The organism is Nonomuraea deserti, from assembly GCF_004348685.1.
Taxonomy (GTDB): domain Bacteria; phylum Actinomycetota; class Actinomycetes; order Streptosporangiales; family Streptosporangiaceae; genus Nonomuraea; species Nonomuraea deserti.
In genome coordinates, this window is sequence record NZ_SMKO01000020.1 from 33,782 (window position 1) to 53,946 (window position 20,165).

At 71.1% G+C, this 20,165-nt stretch carries 19 protein-coding genes; 7 read left to right on the forward strand and 12 right to left on the reverse strand.

Features of this window, described 5'->3' with window-relative positions:
- Window positions 1-26 precede the first annotated feature (26 nt).
- The 4 genes from E1292_RS11200 to E1292_RS11215 all read right to left on the reverse strand — a co-directional run bounded on the left by E1292_RS11200 (window position 27) and on the right by E1292_RS11215 (window position 4,053).
- A complete protein-coding gene (locus tag E1292_RS11200) occupies window positions 27-1,619 on the reverse strand; it encodes a beta-N-acetylhexosaminidase (protein ID WP_132594749.1) in 1,593 nt (530 codons plus the stop codon).
- On the reverse strand, window positions 1,616-2,515 hold the full coding sequence (locus tag E1292_RS11205) for an N-acetylmuramoyl-L-alanine amidase (protein ID WP_132594751.1): 900 nt from the start codon (window positions 2,513-2,515) through the stop codon (window positions 1,616-1,618). The genes E1292_RS11200 and E1292_RS11205 overlap by 4 nt, the downstream gene beginning before the upstream one ends.
- Before the next feature lie 87 nt (window positions 2,516-2,602).
- The gene (locus tag E1292_RS11210; protein WP_132594753.1) at window positions 2,603-2,851 is read right to left on the reverse strand and encodes a hypothetical protein; all 249 of its coding nucleotides are present in this window, start codon (window positions 2,849-2,851) and stop codon (window positions 2,603-2,605) included.
- A gap of 152 nt (window positions 2,852-3,003) precedes the next feature.
- Window positions 3,004-4,053: a LacI family DNA-binding transcriptional regulator gene (locus E1292_RS11215; RefSeq protein ID WP_246090051.1), complete on the reverse strand. Its 1,050-nt coding sequence runs from the start codon at window positions 4,051-4,053 to the stop codon at window positions 3,004-3,006.
- Window positions 4,054-4,198: 145 nt separating this feature from the next.
- Here E1292_RS11215 and E1292_RS11220 point away from each other — a divergent pair, with 145 nt between their 5' ends.
- Window positions 4,199-4,849 (forward strand): TetR/AcrR family transcriptional regulator, encoded by a 651-nt coding sequence (locus tag E1292_RS11220; RefSeq protein WP_246090052.1) that lies wholly within the window; start codon window positions 4,199-4,201, stop codon window positions 4,847-4,849.
- A 146-nt stretch (window positions 4,850-4,995) separates the two neighbouring features.
- On the opposite strand, the gene bldC is transcribed toward E1292_RS11220, so the two are convergent.
- Together bldC and E1292_RS11230 are read right to left on the reverse strand one after the other, a co-directional pair.
- On the reverse strand, window positions 4,996-5,199 hold the full coding sequence (bldC, locus tag E1292_RS11225; protein ID WP_013133571.1) for a developmental transcriptional regulator BldC: 204 nt from the start codon (window positions 5,197-5,199) through the stop codon (window positions 4,996-4,998).
- A 322-nt stretch (window positions 5,200-5,521) separates the two neighbouring features.
- On the reverse strand, window positions 5,522-6,385 hold the full coding sequence (locus E1292_RS11230) for a DUF8083 family protein (protein WP_132594755.1): 864 nt from the start codon (window positions 6,383-6,385) through the stop codon (window positions 5,522-5,524).
- Between the two features lie 104 nt (window positions 6,386-6,489).
- Between E1292_RS11230 and E1292_RS11235 the strand changes: the two genes are divergently transcribed.
- The 3 genes from E1292_RS11235 to E1292_RS11245 all read left to right on the forward strand — a co-directional run bounded on the left by E1292_RS11235 (window position 6,490) and on the right by E1292_RS11245 (window position 8,882).
- Window positions 6,490-7,569: a Glu/Leu/Phe/Val family dehydrogenase gene (locus E1292_RS11235; protein WP_132594757.1), complete on the forward strand. Its 1,080-nt coding sequence runs from the start codon at window positions 6,490-6,492 to the stop codon at window positions 7,567-7,569.
- A gap of 151 nt (window positions 7,570-7,720) precedes the next feature.
- Window positions 7,721-7,948: a DUF3073 domain-containing protein gene (locus E1292_RS11240; RefSeq protein WP_132508344.1), complete on the forward strand. Its 228-nt coding sequence runs from the start codon at window positions 7,721-7,723 to the stop codon at window positions 7,946-7,948.
- Window positions 7,949-8,327: 379 nt separating this feature from the next.
- The gene (locus E1292_RS11245; protein ID WP_132594759.1) at window positions 8,328-8,882 is read left to right on the forward strand and encodes a CGNR zinc finger domain-containing protein; all 555 of its coding nucleotides are present in this window, start codon (window positions 8,328-8,330) and stop codon (window positions 8,880-8,882) included.
- A gap of 4 nt (window positions 8,883-8,886) precedes the next feature.
- Here the strand turns inward: E1292_RS11245 and purM are convergent, their stop codons facing one another.
- The 4 genes from purM to E1292_RS11265 form a co-directional block, all read right to left on the reverse strand.
- Window positions 8,887-9,912, reverse strand: coding sequence for a phosphoribosylformylglycinamidine cyclo-ligase (gene purM, locus E1292_RS11250; protein WP_132594761.1), 1,026 nt, complete (start codon window positions 9,910-9,912; stop codon window positions 8,887-8,889).
- On the reverse strand, window positions 9,909-11,345 hold the full coding sequence (gene purF, locus E1292_RS11255; RefSeq protein WP_132594763.1) for an amidophosphoribosyltransferase: 1,437 nt from the start codon (window positions 11,343-11,345) through the stop codon (window positions 9,909-9,911). Before purF ends, purM begins: the two co-directional genes overlap by 4 nt.
- 51 nt (window positions 11,346-11,396) lie before the next feature.
- The gene (locus tag E1292_RS11260; RefSeq protein WP_132594765.1) at window positions 11,397-12,143 is read right to left on the reverse strand and encodes an SDR family NAD(P)-dependent oxidoreductase; all 747 of its coding nucleotides are present in this window, start codon (window positions 12,141-12,143) and stop codon (window positions 11,397-11,399) included.
- 89 nt (window positions 12,144-12,232) lie between these two features.
- Window positions 12,233-12,640 carry a MarR family winged helix-turn-helix transcriptional regulator gene (locus E1292_RS11265; RefSeq protein ID WP_132594767.1) on the reverse strand — a complete coding sequence of 136 codons (408 nt, stop codon included), beginning with the start codon at window positions 12,638-12,640 and terminating at the stop codon, window positions 12,233-12,235.
- Window positions 12,641-12,782: 142 nt separating this feature from the next.
- Here E1292_RS11265 and E1292_RS54850 point away from each other — a divergent pair, with 142 nt between their 5' ends.
- On the forward strand, window positions 12,783-14,228 hold the full coding sequence (locus E1292_RS54850; protein WP_132594769.1) for a DUF4190 domain-containing protein: 1,446 nt from the start codon (window positions 12,783-12,785) through the stop codon (window positions 14,226-14,228).
- Window positions 14,229-14,236: 8 nt separating this feature from the next.
- Here E1292_RS54850 and E1292_RS11275 read toward each other — a convergent pair whose 3' ends face one another.
- Complete coding sequence (locus tag E1292_RS11275; protein WP_132594771.1) at window positions 14,237-14,674, reverse strand: sterol carrier family protein; 438 nt, start codon at window positions 14,672-14,674, stop codon at window positions 14,237-14,239.
- A gap of 113 nt (window positions 14,675-14,787) precedes the next feature.
- On the opposite strand from E1292_RS11275, the gene E1292_RS11280 reads away from it, so the two are divergent.
- Both E1292_RS11280 and E1292_RS11285 read left to right on the forward strand, forming a co-directional pair.
- A complete protein-coding gene (locus E1292_RS11280) occupies window positions 14,788-16,851 on the forward strand; it encodes a PhoX family protein (protein WP_132594773.1) in 2,064 nt (687 codons plus the stop codon).
- Between the two features lie 34 nt (window positions 16,852-16,885).
- Window positions 16,886-18,766 (forward strand): ABC transporter ATP-binding protein, encoded by a 1,881-nt coding sequence (locus E1292_RS11285; protein WP_132594775.1) that lies wholly within the window; start codon window positions 16,886-16,888, stop codon window positions 18,764-18,766.
- Here E1292_RS11285 and E1292_RS11290 read toward each other — a convergent pair.
- Window positions 18,727-20,157, reverse strand: coding sequence for an MFS transporter (locus tag E1292_RS11290; protein WP_246090053.1), 1,431 nt, complete (start codon window positions 20,155-20,157; stop codon window positions 18,727-18,729). The two genes, E1292_RS11285 and E1292_RS11290, sit on opposite strands and share 40 nt — an antisense overlap.
- Window positions 20,158-20,165: the final 8 nt, after the last annotated feature.

A 20,165-nucleotide genomic window follows, 5' to 3' on the forward strand; every position in this document is an offset into this window, starting at 1 on the left:
GGCGGTCCCGGGAGCGCCCGGCCGGCTCACAGGCTGGGCCTGGTCGACTCCGGGTCGTGCGTCATGGCCTCGATGCGGGCCATCCGCTCGGACATGGGAATCTCGCTCGGCCGGTGCGGGCGCCGCCGCTGCCACGGGTGCGGCCCCGCGAGCGGCCGGTATTCCACCCCGATGGCGTCGAGCCGGCCCAGGTGCCGCTCCAGGCGGTCCGCGAAGCCCCCGGCGGCCCCGCCCGACCAGGCCACTTCGGCGAGCGCGCAGGCCCGCGGCCACAGCTTGTAGTCGACCGTGCGGGCGTCGGGCACGCGCTCGCTCCAGAGCTGCGCCTGGGCGCCCACGACCCGGGCGCGCTCGTCGTCCGTCCAGTCCTCGGGCGCCGGGCGGAAGGCGGCGACATCCCCAAGGGTGATGGTGTCGCCGATGGCTCTCGGCTCGTCGGGGGAGCCGGACTCCGCGTAGTCGAAATACAGCGGGAACACCGGGGTCGCGACCACGTCGTGCCCCGCGGCGGCGGCACGGCGGCCCACGCCCATGCCGCGCCACGGCATGACGATCGTGTCCTGACGCAGCCCGCCTCCGACGAACGCCTCGTCCCACACCACGGTCCGCGCCCCCCGCTCGGCCAGCACGTCGGCCAGCCGCCGCAGGAACCACGCCTGCAACTCGACGGACGTGGACAGGTCCAGGGAGTCGCGGTAGGCGGCGATCTCCGCCGAACCGGTCCAGTGGTCGAGCACCACCTCGTCGCCGCCGATGTGCACGTAGGGGGTCTCGCCCAGCGCCCCGATCAGCTCGTCGAAGATCGCGGTGAGGAACTCGACGGTCGGCGGCAGCGGCGACAGGATCGCGGGGGAGATGCCGCACCGGTCGAGCACGTCGTAGCGCTCGCCGGTGGCGCCCAGCGACGGGTAGGCGGCCAGGATCGCCGAGGCGTGCCCCGGCACGTCGATCTCGGGCACGATCGTGACGCACCTGGCGCGGGCGTAGGCGCCGATCTCCGCCAGGTCGTCGAGCGTGTAGTAGCCGCCGTGCGGGACGTCGTCGTACGCGGACGGCTCGCCGTGGGCGTTGACCGCCGTGCGCGGCCGGTGCGAGGAGACCTCGTGCAGCAGCGGGTAGGCCCGGCTCTCCACCCGCCACCCCTGGTCGTCGACCAGGTGCAGGTGCAGCCGGTTGAGCTTGTGCACCGCCATCAGGTCGATCAGGCGGAGGAGCTCCCGCTTGGGGAAGAAGTGCCGGGCCACGTCGAGGTGCAGCCCGCGCCAGGCGAAGCGCGGCGCGTCCTCGATCCGCACCCCTGGGACGGGCCACGACGCCTGCTCGGAGAACCGGTAGGAGGCGTCGGGCAGCAACTGGTGCAGCGACTGGGCCGCGTAGAACGCGCCCGCCCGTCCGCCGGCCACGATCTCGACACCCCTGGACCCGGTGGTCAGCCGGTAGGCCTCCGCGCCGAGCGCGGCGTCCTGCCGGACGTCGATCTCACCCGAGTCGCCCGGCCGCAGGTCGAGCAGGGGAAGGGCGAGGCGGACGGCGTCGGCCAGATCGCCGGACACCGTGGCGCCTGCGGCCAGCTCGAAGGAAACGGACAGATCACTGTGCAGCGTAGGGTGAGGAATCATGTTTTGAGATAGTGCTGCAATCCGTTGGCCAGCGCCACCGCGATCTTCTGCCGGAACTTCGGCCGCTGGAACTTGGCCGCCTCGGCGGCGTTGCGCATGTTGCCGCACTCGACGAAGATCTTCGGCACCCTCGACAGGTTGAGCCCGCCGAGGTCGTTGCGGTAGTCGAGCGCCTTCCTGCCGATGTAGGTGGAGTAGGGCAGGCCGGTGCCTTCGGCGAAGGCGTTACGCACCGCGATGCCGAGCCGGTTCGAATCGTCCACGACCTCGTCGACCGGACCGTTGATCTTCCTGGGCATGATGACGTGGAAGCCGTGGTTGGCCGGCCCCGCCCCGTCGGCGTGCACGGAGATCGCGGCGTCCGCTCCAGCCTTGTTGCCGATGGCGGCGCGCCGGGTGATGCAGGGGCCGACGCCGTCGTTGCTCGACCTGGTCAGCTTGACCGTGGCGCCGCGCCTTTCGAGGATCTCGACCATCCGGGTGGACACGTCCCAGGTGAACGCGGCCTCGCTGTAGCCGTTGTTGGTGGCGGTGCCGGTGGTGTCGCAGGCCTTCTTCTTGGTCAGCACGTCGACCTGGCGGTTGATGGCCTTCGGAGCGCGGTAGTTGCCGCCGTTGTGGCCCGGGTCGATGACGATGACCATCCCGTCGAGCGGCCGCGCCTGCTGCGTCTCCTCAGGCTCGGCGGTTTCCGCGGGCTCCGCGGTCTTCACGGGATCGACGGGTTCGACGGGGTCGAGGGTTTCGCTGGGCTCGGCGGGCGCCGTGGACGGGGCCTGCTCCTCCGTGCTCGTGGTGGCGGCCTGACCTGCCGCGGCGTCACCGGAGCCGGTGGCGCCACACGCGGAGGCGATCAGGCCGCAGACGGCGAGGACCGTGACGGGAAGAGCACGCATGCCGTCCAACTTACGTGAACCCCGGAGACAGGGCGGCTCATATGCCGAGTGCGGTGCGAACGCGCCGCGTCCTCGCCGGATGTGCTCCTACCAGACGCGCTCGCCGACCTCCTGCCGTTCGAGCAGGGCGGCCAGCTCCCGCGCGTCCTCGGCGTCGAGGCCGAGGACGACGCGGGGACGGCCCCACGGATGGTCGAGAGAGTGGGCGACGTAGCTGGCGACCGACTCGGCGGTGGCGTCGGCGCCCCGCCCCCGGCCCGCTCGCCAGTGGCCCCAGGCGCGCTCTAGCTCCGCCGCGGCGCGCTGGGCGCAGGACACCAGTTCCGGATCACGCATGACTGTTCCCCCGGATCAGACCGTGACCGGACCGAGCCGGCCACTCTTAGCATGACCCTGACGAGTAAACCGGCGCGTCATCGCGCCGCCACGCGGCTTGACCCAGGTTTGGGCAACAGGAAACCTGCAGCGGCGCAGGCTTCCCGTTCGCCTCAGGCGGGCCCCGTGCTCCGTCGCACGATCAGTTCGGAACGCACCTCCCGCAGGCGGGAGCCCTTGGCGGGGTCCCCGATGCGGTCGCTGAGCAGCGCCGCCGCCGACCTGCCCATGGCGCGGCGGGGTTGGTCGACCGAGGTGAGCGAGATGTGGCGGGAGGCCGCGAGGTGCGTGTTGTCGTAGCCGACCACCGACAGGTCCTCGGGCACGCGCAGGCCGAGGTCGTCGGCGGCCGAGAGCACGCCGAGCGCGACCGCGTCACTGGCCGCGAAGATCGCCGTCGGCCTGGGGTCGCGGGTCAGCAGGGCGAGCGCCGCCTCCCTGCCGCTGTCCTCGGTCGCGTCCGCCGCCTCGACCATGATGTACGGGGCCAGCGAGTGCCTGCGCATCGCCACGAGGTAACCCTCGCAGCGCGACGAGCGGGGGCCCTCGATGTGCGCGATCCGCTTGTGGCCGAGCTCGACCAGGTGGTCGATGGCCAGGCGGGCGCCGAGCTGGTCGTCGTCGACCACGATGTCGACGCCGTCGAGATCGATGTCACGTTCCCCTACGACGACCGTGGGCGTGTAGGAGGTGGCCTCGATCAGCGTCTCGCTGGTCGGAGCGATGCCCAGCAGGACCAGCCCGTCGACTCTGAGCTCGAGGAAGGCCTCCACGGCCTCGTCCTCGAAGGCCGGATCCCACTGGCTGTTCCCGATCAGCATACGCAGGCCGTCGCCGTGCAGGCTCTCCTGCAGTCCGTCGAGGAACTCGGCGTAGAACGGGTTGTGCAGGTTGGCGACGAGCGCTCCCACCAGGTGGGTACGCCCTTCGACCAGGCTTCGCGCGACCGCGTTCGGCCGGTAGCCGAGCTCGCGTGCGGCCTGCAGCACGGCCTGGCGCCGGTGCTCGCTCACGTGCGGAGATCCGCGCAGCACGAGTGAGACCAGCGATTTCGAGACGCCGGCTCGTTCGGCGACGTTGCGGATGGTGGGTCTGGGCCGAGGCAGGGTATCTACCTCTCTGAGCTCGGCGATGGATGACGTGTTGACGGGCGGTCCTGACATGTGTCTCCCCCGCGATGCGGATATGGGCACCTGTCTGACCAAACGATCGAGTTAGCCGCAGGGTACGGCTTCCGTTACAGAGAGCCCGATATTGGCCGAACAGGCGCCACCTTCGGCCGGGGCACAGGTCGGATACTGTGCAGATGTGACACCAGGTAAGTCAGCCGAGAAGGCGCGCCCGGCTCGGCGCAGGCTCAGCGTCGACCGGCGTCGCGAGGAGCTCATGGCGGCGGCTCTGGAGCTGTTCAGCACGCGCGACGCGGAAGATGTCTCGATCGACGACGTGGCGTCGGCGGCGGGGGCTTCGCGGGCCCTGGTCTACCACTATTTCGGCGGCAAGCAGGAGCTCTACGTGGCCGCGCTGAGAAGCGCGGCGGAGCAGCTGGAGTCGCGGCTGCGGCCGCATGAGGGCGGCAGGCCGCTCGACGAGCTGGCCTCCGGGCTCAAGCGTTATTTCGACTTCGTCGAGGAGCACGCGGCCGGGTTCGCCGCGCTCCTGCGCGGCGGTCCCGCCAACAGGGCGGGCGAGGTCGGCGAGATCGTCGACGGCGTGCGCCGGCGCCTCTTCCGCCTCATCCAGAAGCAGATGCGCGTCGAGGAGCCCAGCCCGGTGCTGCGCACGACCCTGAGGTCGTGGATCGCCTCCGTGGAGACGGCCGGCCTCGACTGGCTGGAGCACCGCGACGTGGAGCGACCGACGCTAGAGAAGATGCTGGTCGATCACATGGTCGCGCTGCTCGGCGTCGCCGCGAGGTATGACGGCGACGTCGCCGGGCTGCTGGAGCGGCTGGCGTAACGGTGGGAGGCGGAAGCCGGGAAGGATGGCGCCGGGCGGGCGGCGCCAACTTCCCATGCGACGTCACGTCGTCACACGGTGGACCGGGCTCCGTTGCGTGCCTGGTCCACCCTCAACCCCCCTGAGGTCCGTGACGACCCTCTCGGCTACTCCGAGCGCTGCTGCGGGATCCCCGCGAGCAGTGCGCGGACCTCGGTCTCCCGGTAACGCCGATGACCGCCGAGGGTACGAATCGACGTCAACTTGCCCGCCTTGGCCCACCGCGTAACGGTCTTGGGGTCGACCCTGAACATGGTCGCGACCTCAGCGGGCGTGAGCAGCGGCTCGGCCTCGGGTGTACGAGCTGACATTTGTGCGGCCTCTCCTCCGTGTGGACCGGCTTAGCGATCCTGTGACTGCCTTTGCGCGTGTCACGGATGTCCCCCTATGGCGCAGAGCGTGCGGCTTTTCCGAGCCATATGCGGCATCACCCGATGTGACCATACCGCCACGCAGAGCGATTGGCGAGCCCTTCTTTGACCCAACTGCCCGCCCCCGTGGCCATGTCACGCTCGGTGATTCTAGCGACACGGTTCGTGGTATCGCAGTGAAAACGGCAAACTACTCAGTTCGCAGAAGAGAGCAGCCGCGAGACGTGACCTACTCATGCAGGTCAGACGGTCGTATTGGGGTTCAGTTGGCAGATTCCAGTTGTTGCATTGACTTCCACCGCAGGATGACCCTCTGATACATGGCGTAGGCAAGTTCTTCTTGACCCGTGTCCAGGCCCGTGAGGGCGGCGGACAGCTCGGCGACCGACTGGTCGGCCTGCAGCGCGTCGTCGTCCATGAGGTGCACGAGACCGCCGTAGTCGAGCTCGACCAGCGAGTGCGGATGGAACTCCTCCAGCCACCTGGCGATGTCCTCGACGTCGAAGTTGGACGCCACGTCGCCGAGGTGCCGGCGCAGCACGTTGAGCGCCCGCGCCGCCCGCCGCCTGGCCTGCGCCATGGAGGTGACATAGATGAGGTTACGCCCCGTAGCCGTCGTCACGTCCTGCCCCGGGCCGGCGGAGCCGAGCACCAGCCAGCGCTCGTTGCCGTCGAACGGCACGAACCAGGCCGGTGGTACGTGCCATGCCGTGGTGCGGATGTGCGTGCGCAGCGCGGACGAGCCCGCCTTACGCTTGTAGCGATCAAAGTCGTCGGCGGTCTGCTCGGCGATCGCCTTGGGCACGAGACGGTCCATCAGCCTCGCCGGCGTGGCGCCGCGCAGCCTTGAGAACGCCAGCCACGAGCGCAGACGGGTCTGCCACGGGCAGACGTACAGACGGTCCTCAACGCGCCGCAGATAGGCGTTGGGGCTCTCCTGGGCGGGAACGGGATGAGGGGGCATGCCGAGCAGGCGCATGACCGACTCGCCGTGCTCCGCGTTGAGCGCGTTCGCGCGCCGCGGACGGTCGCGTGAGTCGGCGTAGTCGGCCCACACCTTGCGCTCGGGCTCGGCGAACGCGGTCAGTGGCTCATAGACGCGGAGGTAGGCGGCATAGGGCAGCACGGAGGCATCGTGTCACGAAGCGAACCCTGCGCGCACTGTCGAGACTAGGCTATGAGGCGATCTCCGCCGCGAAGGTGCGGTGGACCGGACAGGGAGTCACTACCGTGACCGACGTCTTCGGAGCGTCCCATAAGGACGTGCATGAGCAGGTCGTCTTCTGCGCCGACGAGCAGAGCGGCCTGCGTGCCATCATCGCCATCCACAACACGGCGCTGGGCCCGGCGCTGGGAGGCACCCGCTTCTATCCGTACGAGAACGAGCAGGCGGCGCTGGCCGACGTGCTCAACCTCGCCAGGGGCATGTCCTACAAGAACGCGCTGGCCGGCCTCGACCTGGGCGGCGGCAAGGCCGTCATCATCGGCGACCCGACGCGCGACAAGAGCGAGGCGCTGCTGCGCGCCTACGGCAGGTTCGTCGAGTCGCTCGGCGGCCGCTACATCACTGCCTGCGACGTGGGCACCTACAGCGAGGACATGGACGTCATCGCCCGTGAGTCGCGCCATGTGACGGGCCGCACGCCGGCCCACGGCGGGGCCGGCGACTCGTCCATCCTGACGGCCTTCGGAGTGTTCCAGGGCATGCGGGCCTCGGCCGAGCGCGTCTACGGCACGCCGTCGCTCCACGGCAGGAGAGTCGGCGTGGAAGGAGTGGGCAAGGTGGGTCACCGCCTGGTCGAGCTGCTGCGCGAAGACGGCGCCGAGGTGGTGATCTGCGACGTCGCCCCCAAGGCGGTCGAACGCGTGCGCGCCCGCCGCCCCGAGGTCGACGTGGTGGCCGACGCGCGTGCCATGGCGCGCTCCGACATCGACGTCTTCGCGCCCTGCGCGCTGGGCGGGGTGCTCGACGACGAGATGGTCGCGGAGCTCCGCGCGAAGATCGTCTGCGGGGCGGCCAACAACCAGCTCGCGCATTCCGGCGTGGAGAAACAGCTCGCCGAACGTGAGATCCTGTACGCGCCCGACTATGTCGTCAACTCGGGCGGCGTCATCCAGGTCGCCGACGAGACCGAGGGCTTCGACATGGAGCGGGCCCGGTCCAAGGCCACCCAGATCTATGACACGACATTGAAAATTTTCGCGATAGCGGCCGACGAGGGCGTTCCTCCCGCGGTCGCAGCAGATAGGCTGGCGGAGCGCAGAATGTCGGAAGTCGGGCGGATACGGGCCATTTGGCTGGGCCACTGACGCCCCGCGCCCATACGACGTACCGAGCTGGGCACAAAACAGGTACGGTAATAGGCGAACGATAGGCTGACGCCCGGAGTCAGGCGGCGTCAGTGTGTGGTGCGTTAGCGACGAGGGGTCGGGGACGACCCCACACGAGGGGGTCGAGCCAATGGGGCGCGGCCGAGCAAAGGCCAAGCAGGTCAAGGTTGCTCGCCAGCTGAAGTACAACAGCGGTGGCACGGATCTTGACCGTCTTCGCGACGAACTCGGGGTCGGAGACTCCAGCCGCAATGACGACGCCGACGACCTCAACGATGAGCTGGCGGATCGCTATGCCGATTACGCCGATGACTATGGCGCAGGAGACGACGACGACGGCCGCGCCGGTCGCCGATAGCCGTTCTTCTGGGTGACGTGGCGGAGAGCCCGGCGTTCGCGCCGGATCTTCGCCCGCACTCGTCGGGCCCCACGGGTAACCGTGGGGCTTTCGTCACGTGGGCCGCCTTTTCCGTGGCCGGCTCGTCGGGAAAATCGGTGATGAGGGGCTCGGCGAAGATCGGGTCTTTTCCGCAACCCGAAGGTGAGGGCGGCGCTCGCGCGCCATTCGGCTGAGCGCGTGGTCGCTCCGCTGGCCGAGGCCCGGGTGCGTTCCTCGATGGTGGCGTGTGCCCGAAGCCCGGTCGGGCGTGCGCAGGCGCCACAGGACCTGTGCGGGTGTGAGGCGGGTCCTCCCAGCGGCTAATGCGTCTACGGCGAAAGGTCCTACCATTAGGCGCATGGATCTGCTGACAGGCGAGCCCCTCGCACTCGACCTGGTCAACACGGGCGTCCGCACCCCGTCGGGCGGCGACCACGACGCCCTGGCGACCGCGGAAGGTCTTCATGCCTGGCTCGCGAAGCAGGCCGGCCGGCTGGCCGTGCCCGAGGCTCCGCTCGGCCCTGACGACCTGGCCGCCGTCCGCGACCTGCGCGGTCACGTGGAGCGGGCCCTGGAGGCGGCGCGCCAGGCCGCACCGCCGCCGCCCGGGGCGATCGACGCGATCAACCAGGCTCTTCGCGTCGCCCCCGCGTATCCCCGCCTGGAGGTGCGGGGCGCGGTGCTACGGCGCGGCGCGGAGCGCGACGGCACGCCGCTCGCCCGCCTGCTGACCGAGCTGGCCGAGGCCGCCGTGGCCCTGCTCACCGACCCCGACGTGGGCAAGGTGCGCGGCTGCGAAGGGCCGGGATGCCGCCGGCTCTTCCTCCCCGCCCATCCGCGGCGTCGCTGGTGCTCGCCCGACCTGTGCGGCAACCGCGTCCGCGTGGCCCGCTATTACCAGCGGCACAAGTGACCGGTCAGCGGTAGCGCGCCCGGCCCTCGCCGGGGACGACCTCGCCCAGCACCCAGGCGTCGACGTCGCGGGCCGCCAGCACCCTGAGGGCCTCGCCGGCCGAGTCGGCGGCCACCACGGCGGCCATCCCGACCCCGAGGTTGAACGTACGGTCCATGTCGTGCTGCGCGATCGAGCCGTGGCCCGCGAGCACCCCGAAGACGGCCGGCGGCGTCCACGACGAGCGGTCGAGCAGCGCGTCGAGGTGGCCGGGCAGCGACCTCGACAGGTTGCTCTCGATGCCGCCGCCCGTGATGTGGGCGTAGGCGTGCACCTCGGCGGAGCGCGCCAGCTCCAGGCAGTCGAGGGAGTAGATCCGGGTGGGCTCCAGCAGCTCCTCGCCCAGCGGCCGCCCCAGCTCGGGCAGCTCGGTGTCGAGGGAGAGCGAGGCCTTGCGCAGCACGTGCCGCACCAGCGAGTAGCCGTTGGAGTGCACGCCCGAGGAGGCCAGCGCGAGCACCACGTCGCCGGCGCGCACCCGCGAGGGCCCCAGCAGGCCGGCGGCCTCGACGACGCCGGTGCCGGCGCCCGCGAGGTCGTATTCGTCCGGGCCCATCGCTCCCGGATGCTCGGCGGTCTCCCCGCCCACCAGCGCGGCCCCGGCCAGCCGGCAACCCTCGGCCACACCGCCGACGATCTCCGCGACGCGCTCGGGCACCACCTTCCCGCAGGCGATGTAGTCGGTCATGAACAGCGGCTCGGCCCCGCAGACCACAAGGTCGTCGAGGACCATGCCGACCAGGTCGATGCCGATCGTGTCGTGCTTGCCGTAGCGCTGGGCGATCATGACCTTGGTGCCGACGCCGTCGGTGGAGGAGGCCAGCAGCGGCCGCTGGTAGCGCAGCAGGGCCGAGGCGTCGAACAGGCCGGCGAAGCCGCTGGCGTCGTCGACCACCTCGGGCCGCCGTGCCCGCGCCACCCTGTCCTTCATCAGCGCGACGGCCCGGTCGCCTGCCTCGATGTCGACCCCGGCGGCCTCGTAGGTGCTCATGCCTTGCTCTCCAGGACGAACTTGCCCACGTTGTCCTCGTCGATGGGAATGGGATAGGAGCCGGTGAAGCAGGCCATGCAGAGGCGGTCGGAAGGAATGGTGGTGGCCATGGTCAGGCCCTCAAGCGAGATGTAGCCGAGCGAGTCGGCGCCCAGCGAGGCCCGGATCTCCTCGACCGTCAGCGAGCCCGCGATCAGCTCGGCCCTGGTGGCGAAGTCGATGCCGTAGAAGCACGGCCAGGCCACCGGCGGCGAGGAGATGCGGACGTGCACCTCCTTGGCGCCCGCCTCGCGCAACATCTTGACGATGGCGCGCTGGGTGTTGCCGCGCACGATCGAGTCGTCCACGACCACCAGGCGTTTGCCCTCGACGACCTCGCGCAGCGGATTGAGCTTGAGCCGGATGCCGAGCTGGCGGATGGTCTGCGAGGGCTCGATGAACGTGCGGCCGACGTAGGAGTTCTTCACCAGGCCCTGGCCGTAGGGGATGCCGCTCTCCTGCGCGTAGCCGACGGCGGCCGGCGTGCCGGACTCGGGCGTGGGGATGACCAGGTCGGCCTCCACCGGGTGCTCGCGGGCCAGCACGCGGCCCACCTCGACCCTGGTGACCTGGACGCCGCGCCCGGCGATGGTGGTGTCGGGGCGGGCGAGATAGACGTATTCGAACAGGCAGCCCTTCGGCTCGGCCAGCGCGAACCTGCGCGAACGCACGCCGCGCTCGTCGATGGTGAGCAGCTCGCCCGGCTCGATCTCGCGGACGAACGTGGCGCCCACGATGTCGAGCGCCGCCGTCTCGGAGGCCACCACCCAGCCCCGCTCCAGCCGGCCCAGGACCATCGGGCGGACACCCTGCGGGTCGCGGGCCGCGTAGAGCGTCGTCTCGTCCATGAAGACCAGCGAGTAGGCGCCCTTGACCTGCGGGAGCAGCTCGGCCGCGGCCTCCTCGACGGTGCGCGTGCGGTCTTGGGCGAGCAGCGAGGTCAGGACCTCGGTGTCGGTGGTCGCCCGGGTGGAGCCGGGGGCCAGGCGCTGCGCCAGCTCCGGCGTGTTGATCAGGTTGCCGTTGTGGGCGAGCGCGAGGCCGCCTACCTCGGTCGAGCTCAGCGTGGGCTGCGCGTTCTCCCACACGCTGGACCCGGTGGTGGAGTAGCGGCAGTGGCCGATGGCCAGGTGGCCGCGCAGGGTGCCCAGCACCGACTCGTCGAAGACCTGGGCGACCAGGCCCATGTCTTTGTAGACGAGGATGCGGCTGCCCTCGCTGACCGCGATGCCCGCGGACTCCTGGCCGCGGTGCTGCAACGCGTACAGCCCGTAGTAGGTGAGTTTGGAAACTTCCTCGCCTGGCGCCCAGACGCCGAAGACGCCACAGGCGTCTTTGGGAGCGTTGTCTTGGGGGTCCAGGTCATGGCCGAGCCGGCCGTCGCCCTTCAGCACATGCCTCAGTCTAGGTTGGCGGCTTCCGTGCTCGCACACTCGGGTCGGAGGTCAGACGATGTGGACTGACCTGCCCGCATTGGAGCCGTCGCGGATGATCTCTCCGGTGAGGTTGCGGTTGTCCGCCGAGCCGAGGAAGACGATCAGCGCCGCCATGTCGTCCGCCGTGCTCAGCCTGCGGGTGGGGGTCCTGGACGCGATCTCGTCGAGCAGCTGCGGGGGGATCGGGCGCTGGGCTCCGGTGATGGTGAGCCCGGCCACGGCCACGTTGACCAGGATGCCGTCCCTGCCCGCCTCCCACGCGATGGCGCGGGCCATGCCGTGCAGCGCCATCTTCGCGGTGCCGTACGGGCCGGGGCCCGGCTGCCCCTCCTCGGCCGCCCCTGACGAGACGAGCACGATCCGGCCGAACGTCCTGCGCCGCATCTGCGGCAGCACCGCCTGGATCAGCAGGGCGTTGCCGACCACGTTGGCGTGCAGGGCGGCGGACCACTCCGCGGCCGGCACGTCCTCGAACGCCATGCCGCCGGGCATGACGGTGCCCCAGCGGACGGCGTTGGCCACGAGCGCGTCCACCGGGCCGGCCGCGGAGACGGCCGGCGCGACGGTGGCGTGGTCCTCCAGATCCAGGTGTACGGCCGCCGCCTCGCCGCCCTCCTCCTCGATCCGCTTGACCACCTCGGCGGCACGGTCGGCGCCCGAGTTGTACGTGATCGTGACCCGCGCGCCGGCCCGGGCGTAGGCGAGTGCGGTGGCGGCGCCGATGCCGGACGAGCCGCCGGTGACCAGTGCGTGCATGAGAGCCCCTCTTGATGATTAGCCGACTAATTAGCCAGCTAACAAGAAGGGTGGCGCGGCCGCAAGGAGTTTTCGCCCGTGGTGAAACGTCAGGGCATGGCGCGGCGGATCAGCTGCGCGAGCAGGTCACGCTCGCCGGGATCGAAACCGCGCAGGAGATCTTCGTCCATCGTGGTCCAGATCTGCTCGACGGGCTCGCGCAGCGCCTTGCCCGCATCGGTGAGACGGACACGGGACACCCTCGGCCGGTCAGGGTCGGGAACCCGGTAGACGAAGCCCGTACGCTCCAGGCGCTGCAGGGTCTTGGTGACGGTGGGAGGCTCGACGCCGAGGCGGGCGATGAGCTCGCCCTGGGTCAGGCCGTCCTCCTTCCACAGCTGGTTGAGGAGCATCTCCTGCCCCACGTGCAGGCCGAGCGGGGACAGCGCGGCGGCCATCCGGTTGCGTTGGGTCTTCACGACCTTGATCAGCGCATACGACAGGGTCTCGTCCAGCATCCCCCCATCTTGCCCGCGGGCAGGGCCTTTGGCGCATGGTGACCCAAGGATGAGCGGCCTCTTACCGTGTCGTGCGGTTTAGGCGTCGCCCTGCGCGAAAGGGTGAAGTATCCGGCATGTAGACCCGTCGGGAGACGCAGACGTGACCACACCTGGGGACCCGGACGAGACCCGCCGCGGGCAGGATCCGCACGAAGGCCGTCCGGAAGAGGGCGCGCCCCGCCACGCTCCGCCGCAACACGAGCCCGAGTGGTGGCGCGAGGGCACGCTGGACGAAGAGGAGCGGGGGCCCACGCTCAGACCGTACGAGCCGGGGCCCACGGGCGGCGACCGGCCTCCGGAGGAGTGGTCCGCCGGTGGGCCCGGCGCCGGGCCCACCGGCGGCGCGGCGCCGGACGTTCCCGCCGGCGGGCGTGCTGGAGGCGGCGACGCCGAGTCCATGGGCGTCGGCGGCGAGTTCCGGAGCGAGGAGTCCGAGGGCCCCGGTCGGCAGGGTGAAGGCGCCGGCCCGCAGGGTGAGGGCGCCGGTCGGCAGGGTGAAGGCGCCGGGTCCCGGGGTGAAGGGCCCGGGCCGCAGGGTGAGGGCGCCGGTGAGGAGGGCGAGGAGCCGATCGCTCCCGCGCCACCCATCGTGCCGCGTCCGGACGTGCCGCCCACGCATGAGCCCAGACCGGTCGGCGAGCCTCGCCATCCCGACCTGCCCACCTCACCGGAGGTGCCACAGCCGACAGGGGGTGACGCCGAGGAGACCCAGGTGTTCCCGATCCCCGGTGGCACGCCGCCGTACCCGGGCTGGACGTCCGACCCGTCAGAGGGGGAGGGGCCGGGCAGGCCCGCGCCGTCGCGCTACGAGCAGGGCGACCAGCCGAGCTTCGAACCGCCGGGAGGCGGCTCGCGCGGGGGAACACCGTCGCCTGAGGGCGGCACCCCGGCCCAGGAGGGCCGCCGAACCTCGGAAGGCCAGGGCGGCCAGGAGGGCTGGCAGGGCCAGGAAGGCTGGCAGGGCCAGGAAGGTTGGCAGGGCCAGGAAGGTTGGCAGGGCCGGGAAGGCCAGGGCGGCCAGGAAGGCCGGCAGGGCGAGGAGAGGCGGCAGGGCCAGGAGGGCTGGCCGGGCCAGGAGGGACGGGGCGGGTCGCCGTACCAGGCCGGGGGCACGCCGCGGGACGACGAGCCGACCGTGCCGGGCACGGTGCCCTCCAGCCCGTACGGTGGCCCGCCCGGCTACGGCCCCGGCCCCGAATCCCCGTACGGCATGCCGGGAGCCGGTTACCAGCAGGCGAAGCCGGGCAGCGGCCTGGCCACCGCCTCGCTCGTGCTGGGCGTGGCCAGCCCGTTCCTGGTGTTCGTGTGCTTCACGGGTGTGATCACCGCCATTCTGTCGATAGTCTTCGGCTGCGTGGCCCTCGCCAAGCGCGCCGGCAAGGGTCGCGCCATCGCCGGCATCGTGCTGAGCGTCCTGTCGCTGATCCTGTTCGCGATCGTGGCCATCTGGTTGTGGAACGTGGCGCAGGAGTGCGCCGGCCTCCCCGGCCAGCTCGCCGACCGTTGTTTCGAGAGCCAGTTCCCCTGGATGAACAGCGGCCGTTAGAGGGGCCGTCAGAGCGGCAGGTGCGCTGACAGGTCCGCGCGTGCCCCGCTGGCGGAGACGGCGCCGCGGGCCAGGGCCTCGGCCCAGGTGAGGCGGCCGAGCGCGAGCTCGATCCACGTGCGGCCGTCCATCTCGACCACGTTGGGCGGGGTGCCGCGCGTGTGGCGGGGCCCGGCGATGGCCTGCACGGCCGCGTACGGTGGCACGCGGACCTCGACGGTCCTGCCGGGTGCGGCGGTGGCCAGCCGGTCGAGCAGGTGGCGCACCGCCTGCCTGGCCGCGTCGCGCTCGGGCTTCAGCCCGCGGTCGTAGGCGGTCAGCACGGCGGCCACGAGCGCGTCGGGCAGGGCGGACGCGGGCCCGTCGTAGGGGGGTTGGTCGAGGGCGACGAGCTGGCCGTCGAGGGCCGATCTCAGCTTCTCCTGGTCGAGCTTGCGTGGTGGCACGCGACCATTGTCTCCCGGGAAGCGTTCATCAAGACGGAGGTCTTCGTTCACCTGTGGTTTCGCCGGTGGCCGTAGCGTTCCCCGCCGTACGACCGCACTTCGATGGAGGACCTGTGTCGAACCCCGAAGCGGGAGGTCGGCTGCTTCCGCTGATCTCCACCCCGCACAATGGTGGCCGATCCGCGCTGACCTGTCAGTTCCGCTGCGGCAACGCGTGCGCGCATGAGGTGGCCAACACCACCGGCAACGCCTATTTCGGTGATGTGGTGAAGGAGGCGCTGTCGCGGCGCGGCGTGCTGCGCGCCGGGGCGCTCGGCGCTCTCGTGGCGGGCGTGGGTGCGGCGGGGGCGGCGCCGGCGCTGGCCGAGGAGCCCAGGGCGGTGCCGAAGGAGCAGCATGGCGGCCGAGGCGGTGATCTCCGTTTCACGCCGGTGCGGCCGAACAAGGACGACAAGCTGACCATCCCGGAGAACTACCGCTCCTCGGTGGTCGTGCGCTGGGGCGACCCGGTGTTGCCCGACGCGCCGGCGTTCGACTTCGACAACCAGAGCGCCGAGGCGCAGAGCAAGCAGTTCGGCTACAACTGTGACTACGTGACGATGTTCCCGATGGGCCGCGACCGGGCGCTGTTGTGGGTGAACCACGAGTACACCGACGAGAGCCTGATGTTCCGCGACTACCCGGGCGGCGCGGAGGCCACCGAGGAGCAGATCAGGATCGGCCTGGCCGGGCACGGCGGTTCGGTCGTGGAGATCGAGCGGGAGGGTCGCGCCGGCGAGTGGAAGCTGGTCACCAAGGGGCGTCGCCGCTACAACCGGCGCATCACCGCCGAGACCCCCATGAAGTTCTCCGGGCCGGCGGCGGGCAGCGACCTGCTCAGGACGGACGCCGACCCCGAGGGCCGCAAGCCCGTCGGCATGCTGAACAACTGCGCGGGCGGCACGACCCCGTGGGGCACGGTGCTGACCGCCGAGGAGAACTTCGACCAGTACTTCGTCAACGGCGACAAGGTGCCGGCGAAGCAGCGGCCGTACGTCGAGCGCTACACGATCGCGGAGGGCACGCCGGAGATCAGCCGCCGGTTCGACCGGGTGGACGAGCGTTTCGACCTGGCCAAGCACCCGCAGGAGTGCAACAGGTTCGGGTGGATCGTGGAGATCGACCCGTTCGACCCGGACTCCACGCCGGTCAAGCGCACCGCGCTCGGCCGGTTCAAGCACGAGGCGGCCAACACGACGCTGGCCCGCGACGGCCGCCTGGTCGTTTACATGGGTGACGACTCGCGCTTCGAGTACATCTACAAGTTCGTCTCGAAGGACCGCTACCGGCAGGGGGCCGACCGGCACAACCGCGACCTGCTCGACGAGGGCACCCTGTATGTCGCCAAGTTCACCGGCGACAGCCCGGAGAAGGAGATCGACGGGTCCGGCAAGCTGCCCGAGGACGGCGAGTTCGACGGCTCCGGCGAGTGGATCCCGCTGGTCTCGGGCGACAGGTCGTACGTGCAGGGCATGACCGCGGAGGAGGTGCTCGTCTACACGCGGGTGGCGGCCGACAAGGTGGGCGCGACCAAGATGGACCGCCCCGAGGACATCGAGCGCAACCTGGTCACGGGCGGCGTGTACGTCGCGCTGACCAACAACTCCGACCGCACCGCGGCCCAGGCGGACGAGGCCAACCCGCGCGCCGCCAACAAGCACGGCCACGTCCTGGAGATCATCGAGCGGCGCGACGACGCCGGGGCGAGGAGCTTCGCCTGGTCGGTGCCGCTGGTCTGCGGCGACCCGGACGACGCGAACACCTATTTCGCCGGCTACGACAAGAAGAAGGTCTCGCCGATCTCCTGCCCCGACAACGTGACGTTCGACCGCGACGGCAACCTGTGGATCTCCACGGACGGCAACGCGCTCGGCACCAACGACGGGCTGTTCGTGATGCCCGTGCGCGGCAGGGAGCGCGGCCATCTGCGCCAGTTCCTCACGGTTCCGGTCGGCGCCGAGACGTGCGGCCCGATGGTCACGAAGGACCAGCGCAGCGTGTTCGTCGCGGTGCAGCATCCGGGTGAGATCGACGGCGCCGGCCCCGACAATCCGGGCAGCCGCTGGCCCGACGGCGACCAGCCGCGCCCGTCGGTGGCGGTCGTCTGGCACCGGAAGGGCCTGAAGATCGGCTCTTGACCTCAAGTTAACCTGAGGCTCTAATGTCCATGCCATGAGCATGGAAATGACCGCGTGGCACCAGTTGTACTCGATGAACAACCGGCAGGAGCGTCGCTCTGTCTCCAGGGCGACGCTCCGGCGTATCGCCGGGTTCGCCCGCCCGCACCGGCGGAGGCTCGCGCTGTTCCTGCTGCTGAGCGTGGTGATGGCGGGACTGGCGGTGGGCTCACCGCTGCTCGCGGGACGCGTGATCGACGCCATCTTCAACGCGGAGCCGCTCAGCGTGGTGGTCGTGGTGGCGCTGATGATCGCGGGCCTGGCGGTGGCGGAGGCGGGGATCGGGCTGCTCAACCGGTGGCTCTCCGCGGGGCTGGGGGAGAGCCTGATCCTCGACCTGCGCACGGCCGTCTTCGACCACGTGCAGCGCATGCCGATCGCGTTCTTCACCAGGACCCGCACGGGCGCGCTGGTCAGCCGGCTCAACAACGACGTCATCGGCGCGCAGCGGGCGTTCACCGACACCCTGTCCAGCGTGGCGGGCAACGTCGTGACGCTCGCGCTGACGCTCGTCGCGATGGTCGCCATCTCCTGGCAGATCACGCTGCTCGCGCTGCTGCTCCTGCCCGTGTTCATGGTGCCCGCGCGGCGCATGGGCACCCGCATCGCCAGGCTGCGGCGCGAGGCGGCCGACCACAACGCCGCCATGGGCAACCAGATGACCGAGCGGTTCTCCGCGCCCGGCGCGACCCTGGTCAAGCTGTTCGGCCGCCCAGCGCACGAGTCGGCGGAGTTCGCCTCCCGGGCCCGCCGGGTGCGCGACATCGGCGTACGCACCGCCATGACCCAGACGGTCTTCGTGACCGCGCTGACGCTGGTGTCGGCGCTGGCCCTGGCTCTCGTGTACGGGCTCGGCGGCTTCTACGCGCTGCGCAGCCAGCTCGCCCCCGGCGCGGTGGTGTCGATGGCCATGCTGCTCACCCGCCTGTACGCCCCGCTGACCGCGCTGGCCAGCGCCCGCGTGGACGTCATGAGCGCGGTCGTCAGCTTCGAGCGCGTCTTCGAGGTGCTCGACCTCAAGCCGCTCATCCAGGAGAAGCCCGACGCCCGCGAGGTGCCCGAGGGCCCCGTGTCGGTCGAGTTCGACGACGTGCGCTTCGCCTACCCGTCGGCGGACAAGGTCTCGCTCGCCTCGCTGGAGGAGGTCGCCACGCTGGACACGCGCGGCGGCGTCGAGGTGCTGCACGGTGTCTCGTTCCGGGCCGAGCCCGGCCAGATGGTGGCGCTGGTCGGCTCGTCCGGCGCGGGCAAGTCCACCATCGCGCAGCTCCTGCCCAGGTTGTACGACGTCGACGCGGGTGCCGTCCGGCTCGGCGGCGTCGACGTGCGCGACCTGACCGCCGACTCGATCCGCGACACGCTCGGCATGGTCACCCAGGACGGCCACCTGTTCCACGACACGATCAGGGCCAACCTGCTCCTGGCCAGGCCGGAGGCGAGCGAGGACGACCTGTGGGACGCGCTCACCAGGGCCCGGCTGGCCGCGCTGATCGAGTCGTTGCCCGACGGGCTCGACACGGTGGTGGGCGAGCGCGGTTACCGGCTGTCGGGCGGCGAGCGCCAGCGCCTGACGATCGCCCGGCTGCTGCTGGCCAGGCCCAGGGTGGTGATCCTGGACGAGGCCACGGCCGCGCTCGACTCCACGTCGGAGGCGGCTGTGCAGGCGGCGCTCGGCGAGGCGCTGGAAGGCCGTACGGCCGTGGTGATCGCCCACCGGCTGTCCACGATCCGCGCCGCCGACGTCATCCTGGTGATCGAGGACGGGCGGGTGGTCGAGCGCGGCACGCATGCCGAGCTGCTGGAGGCCGCGGGGCGCTACGAGGAGCTGTACCGCACTCAGTTCGCGGAGCCCATGGTGGCCGAGGCGGTGGCCTGAGGCCCGGCGGGCTCGGCGGGCTCGTCGCCTGGGGCGGGCTCGCGCAGCGCGTGCAGCGCGACCGGGATGCCCGCCAGCATCACGGCCGCCGCCACGACAAGGGTGAACTGGTAGCCGTCGAGGAAGGCGAGCAGCGGCGCCCGGTCGACGGCGGCCTGCCTGGCGCTCAGGATCGCGCCCAGCAGCGTGATGCCGAGCAGCCCGAACACCTCACGTGACACGTTGAGCATGCCCGACGCCACGCCCGACCTGTCCTTGGGCATCCCGTTGAGCACCGCGGACGTCAGGGGCACCAGCATGCCGCCGCCCAGGCCGTACAGCAGGAACCAGGGAAGGACGTCCGGGTAGCCGCCGCCGGCGCCGACGCGGGAGATCAGGAAGATCGCCACGCCCATGAGCGCCATCCCGAGCCCGACCGTGCGCCCGATGCCGAGCCAGGCGCTGACGCGCTGCGACGACATCGCGACCACGGCCATGACCAGCGCCATCGGCACGAACGCGGCGCCGGCCTCGGTGGGGGAGAAGCCCAGCACGTTCTGCAGCCACAGCGCGCTGAAGAAGTAGATCCCGAACACGCCGAACGACCAGATCCCGCTGGTCAGGAGCCCGCCGCTGAACACCCGCGAGCGGAACAACACCATCGCCACCATCGGCTCGGCGGCCCGCGACTCGGCCAGCAGGAACGCCGCGGCCGCCGCCGCCGACACGCCGAACGCGGCCAGGATCCGGGGCGAGGTCCAGCCGGCCGCCTCCCCTTCGATGAGCGCGTACGTCAAGGCGGACAGGGCGACGGCGGAGGCCGCCAGGCCGGGCAGGTCGAGGCTGCGCCGTACCCGCGTGAAGGCGGGCTTGACCGCCCAGAGCGCGAGGCCGAAGGCCGCCAGGCCGAGCGGGACGTTGATCAGATAGATCCAGCCCCAGTGCAGGTGCTCGCTGACGAAACCGCCGGCGAACGGGCCGAACGCCATGGAGAGCGCCCCCGCGGAGCTCCAGATGCCCACCGCCCGGCCGCGTTCGCCGGGGTCGGGGAAGATCTGGCCGATCAGGGCCAGCGCCGTGGGCGTGAGCAGCGCCGCGCCGACGCCCTGAACGGCCCGCGCGGCGATGAGCGCCGCGCCCGTGGTCGCCAGGCCGGCGGCCAGCGAGGACAGCGTGAAGATCGTCAGGCCGCCCAGGAACACCCGGCGGGCGCCGTACACGTCGGCGAGCCGGCCGCCGGCCAGCATGAGCCCCGCGAAGAGCAGGATGTACGAGCTCACGATCCACTCCAGGTCGGAGATCGACAGCCCGAGCTCCCGCTGGATCGTCGGCAGGGCGACGTTCCCCACGTTGTTGTCGAGGTACGTCATGAACGTCCCCAGGGTCACCGCGCCAAGCGCCCACCATCGCACGACAGTTC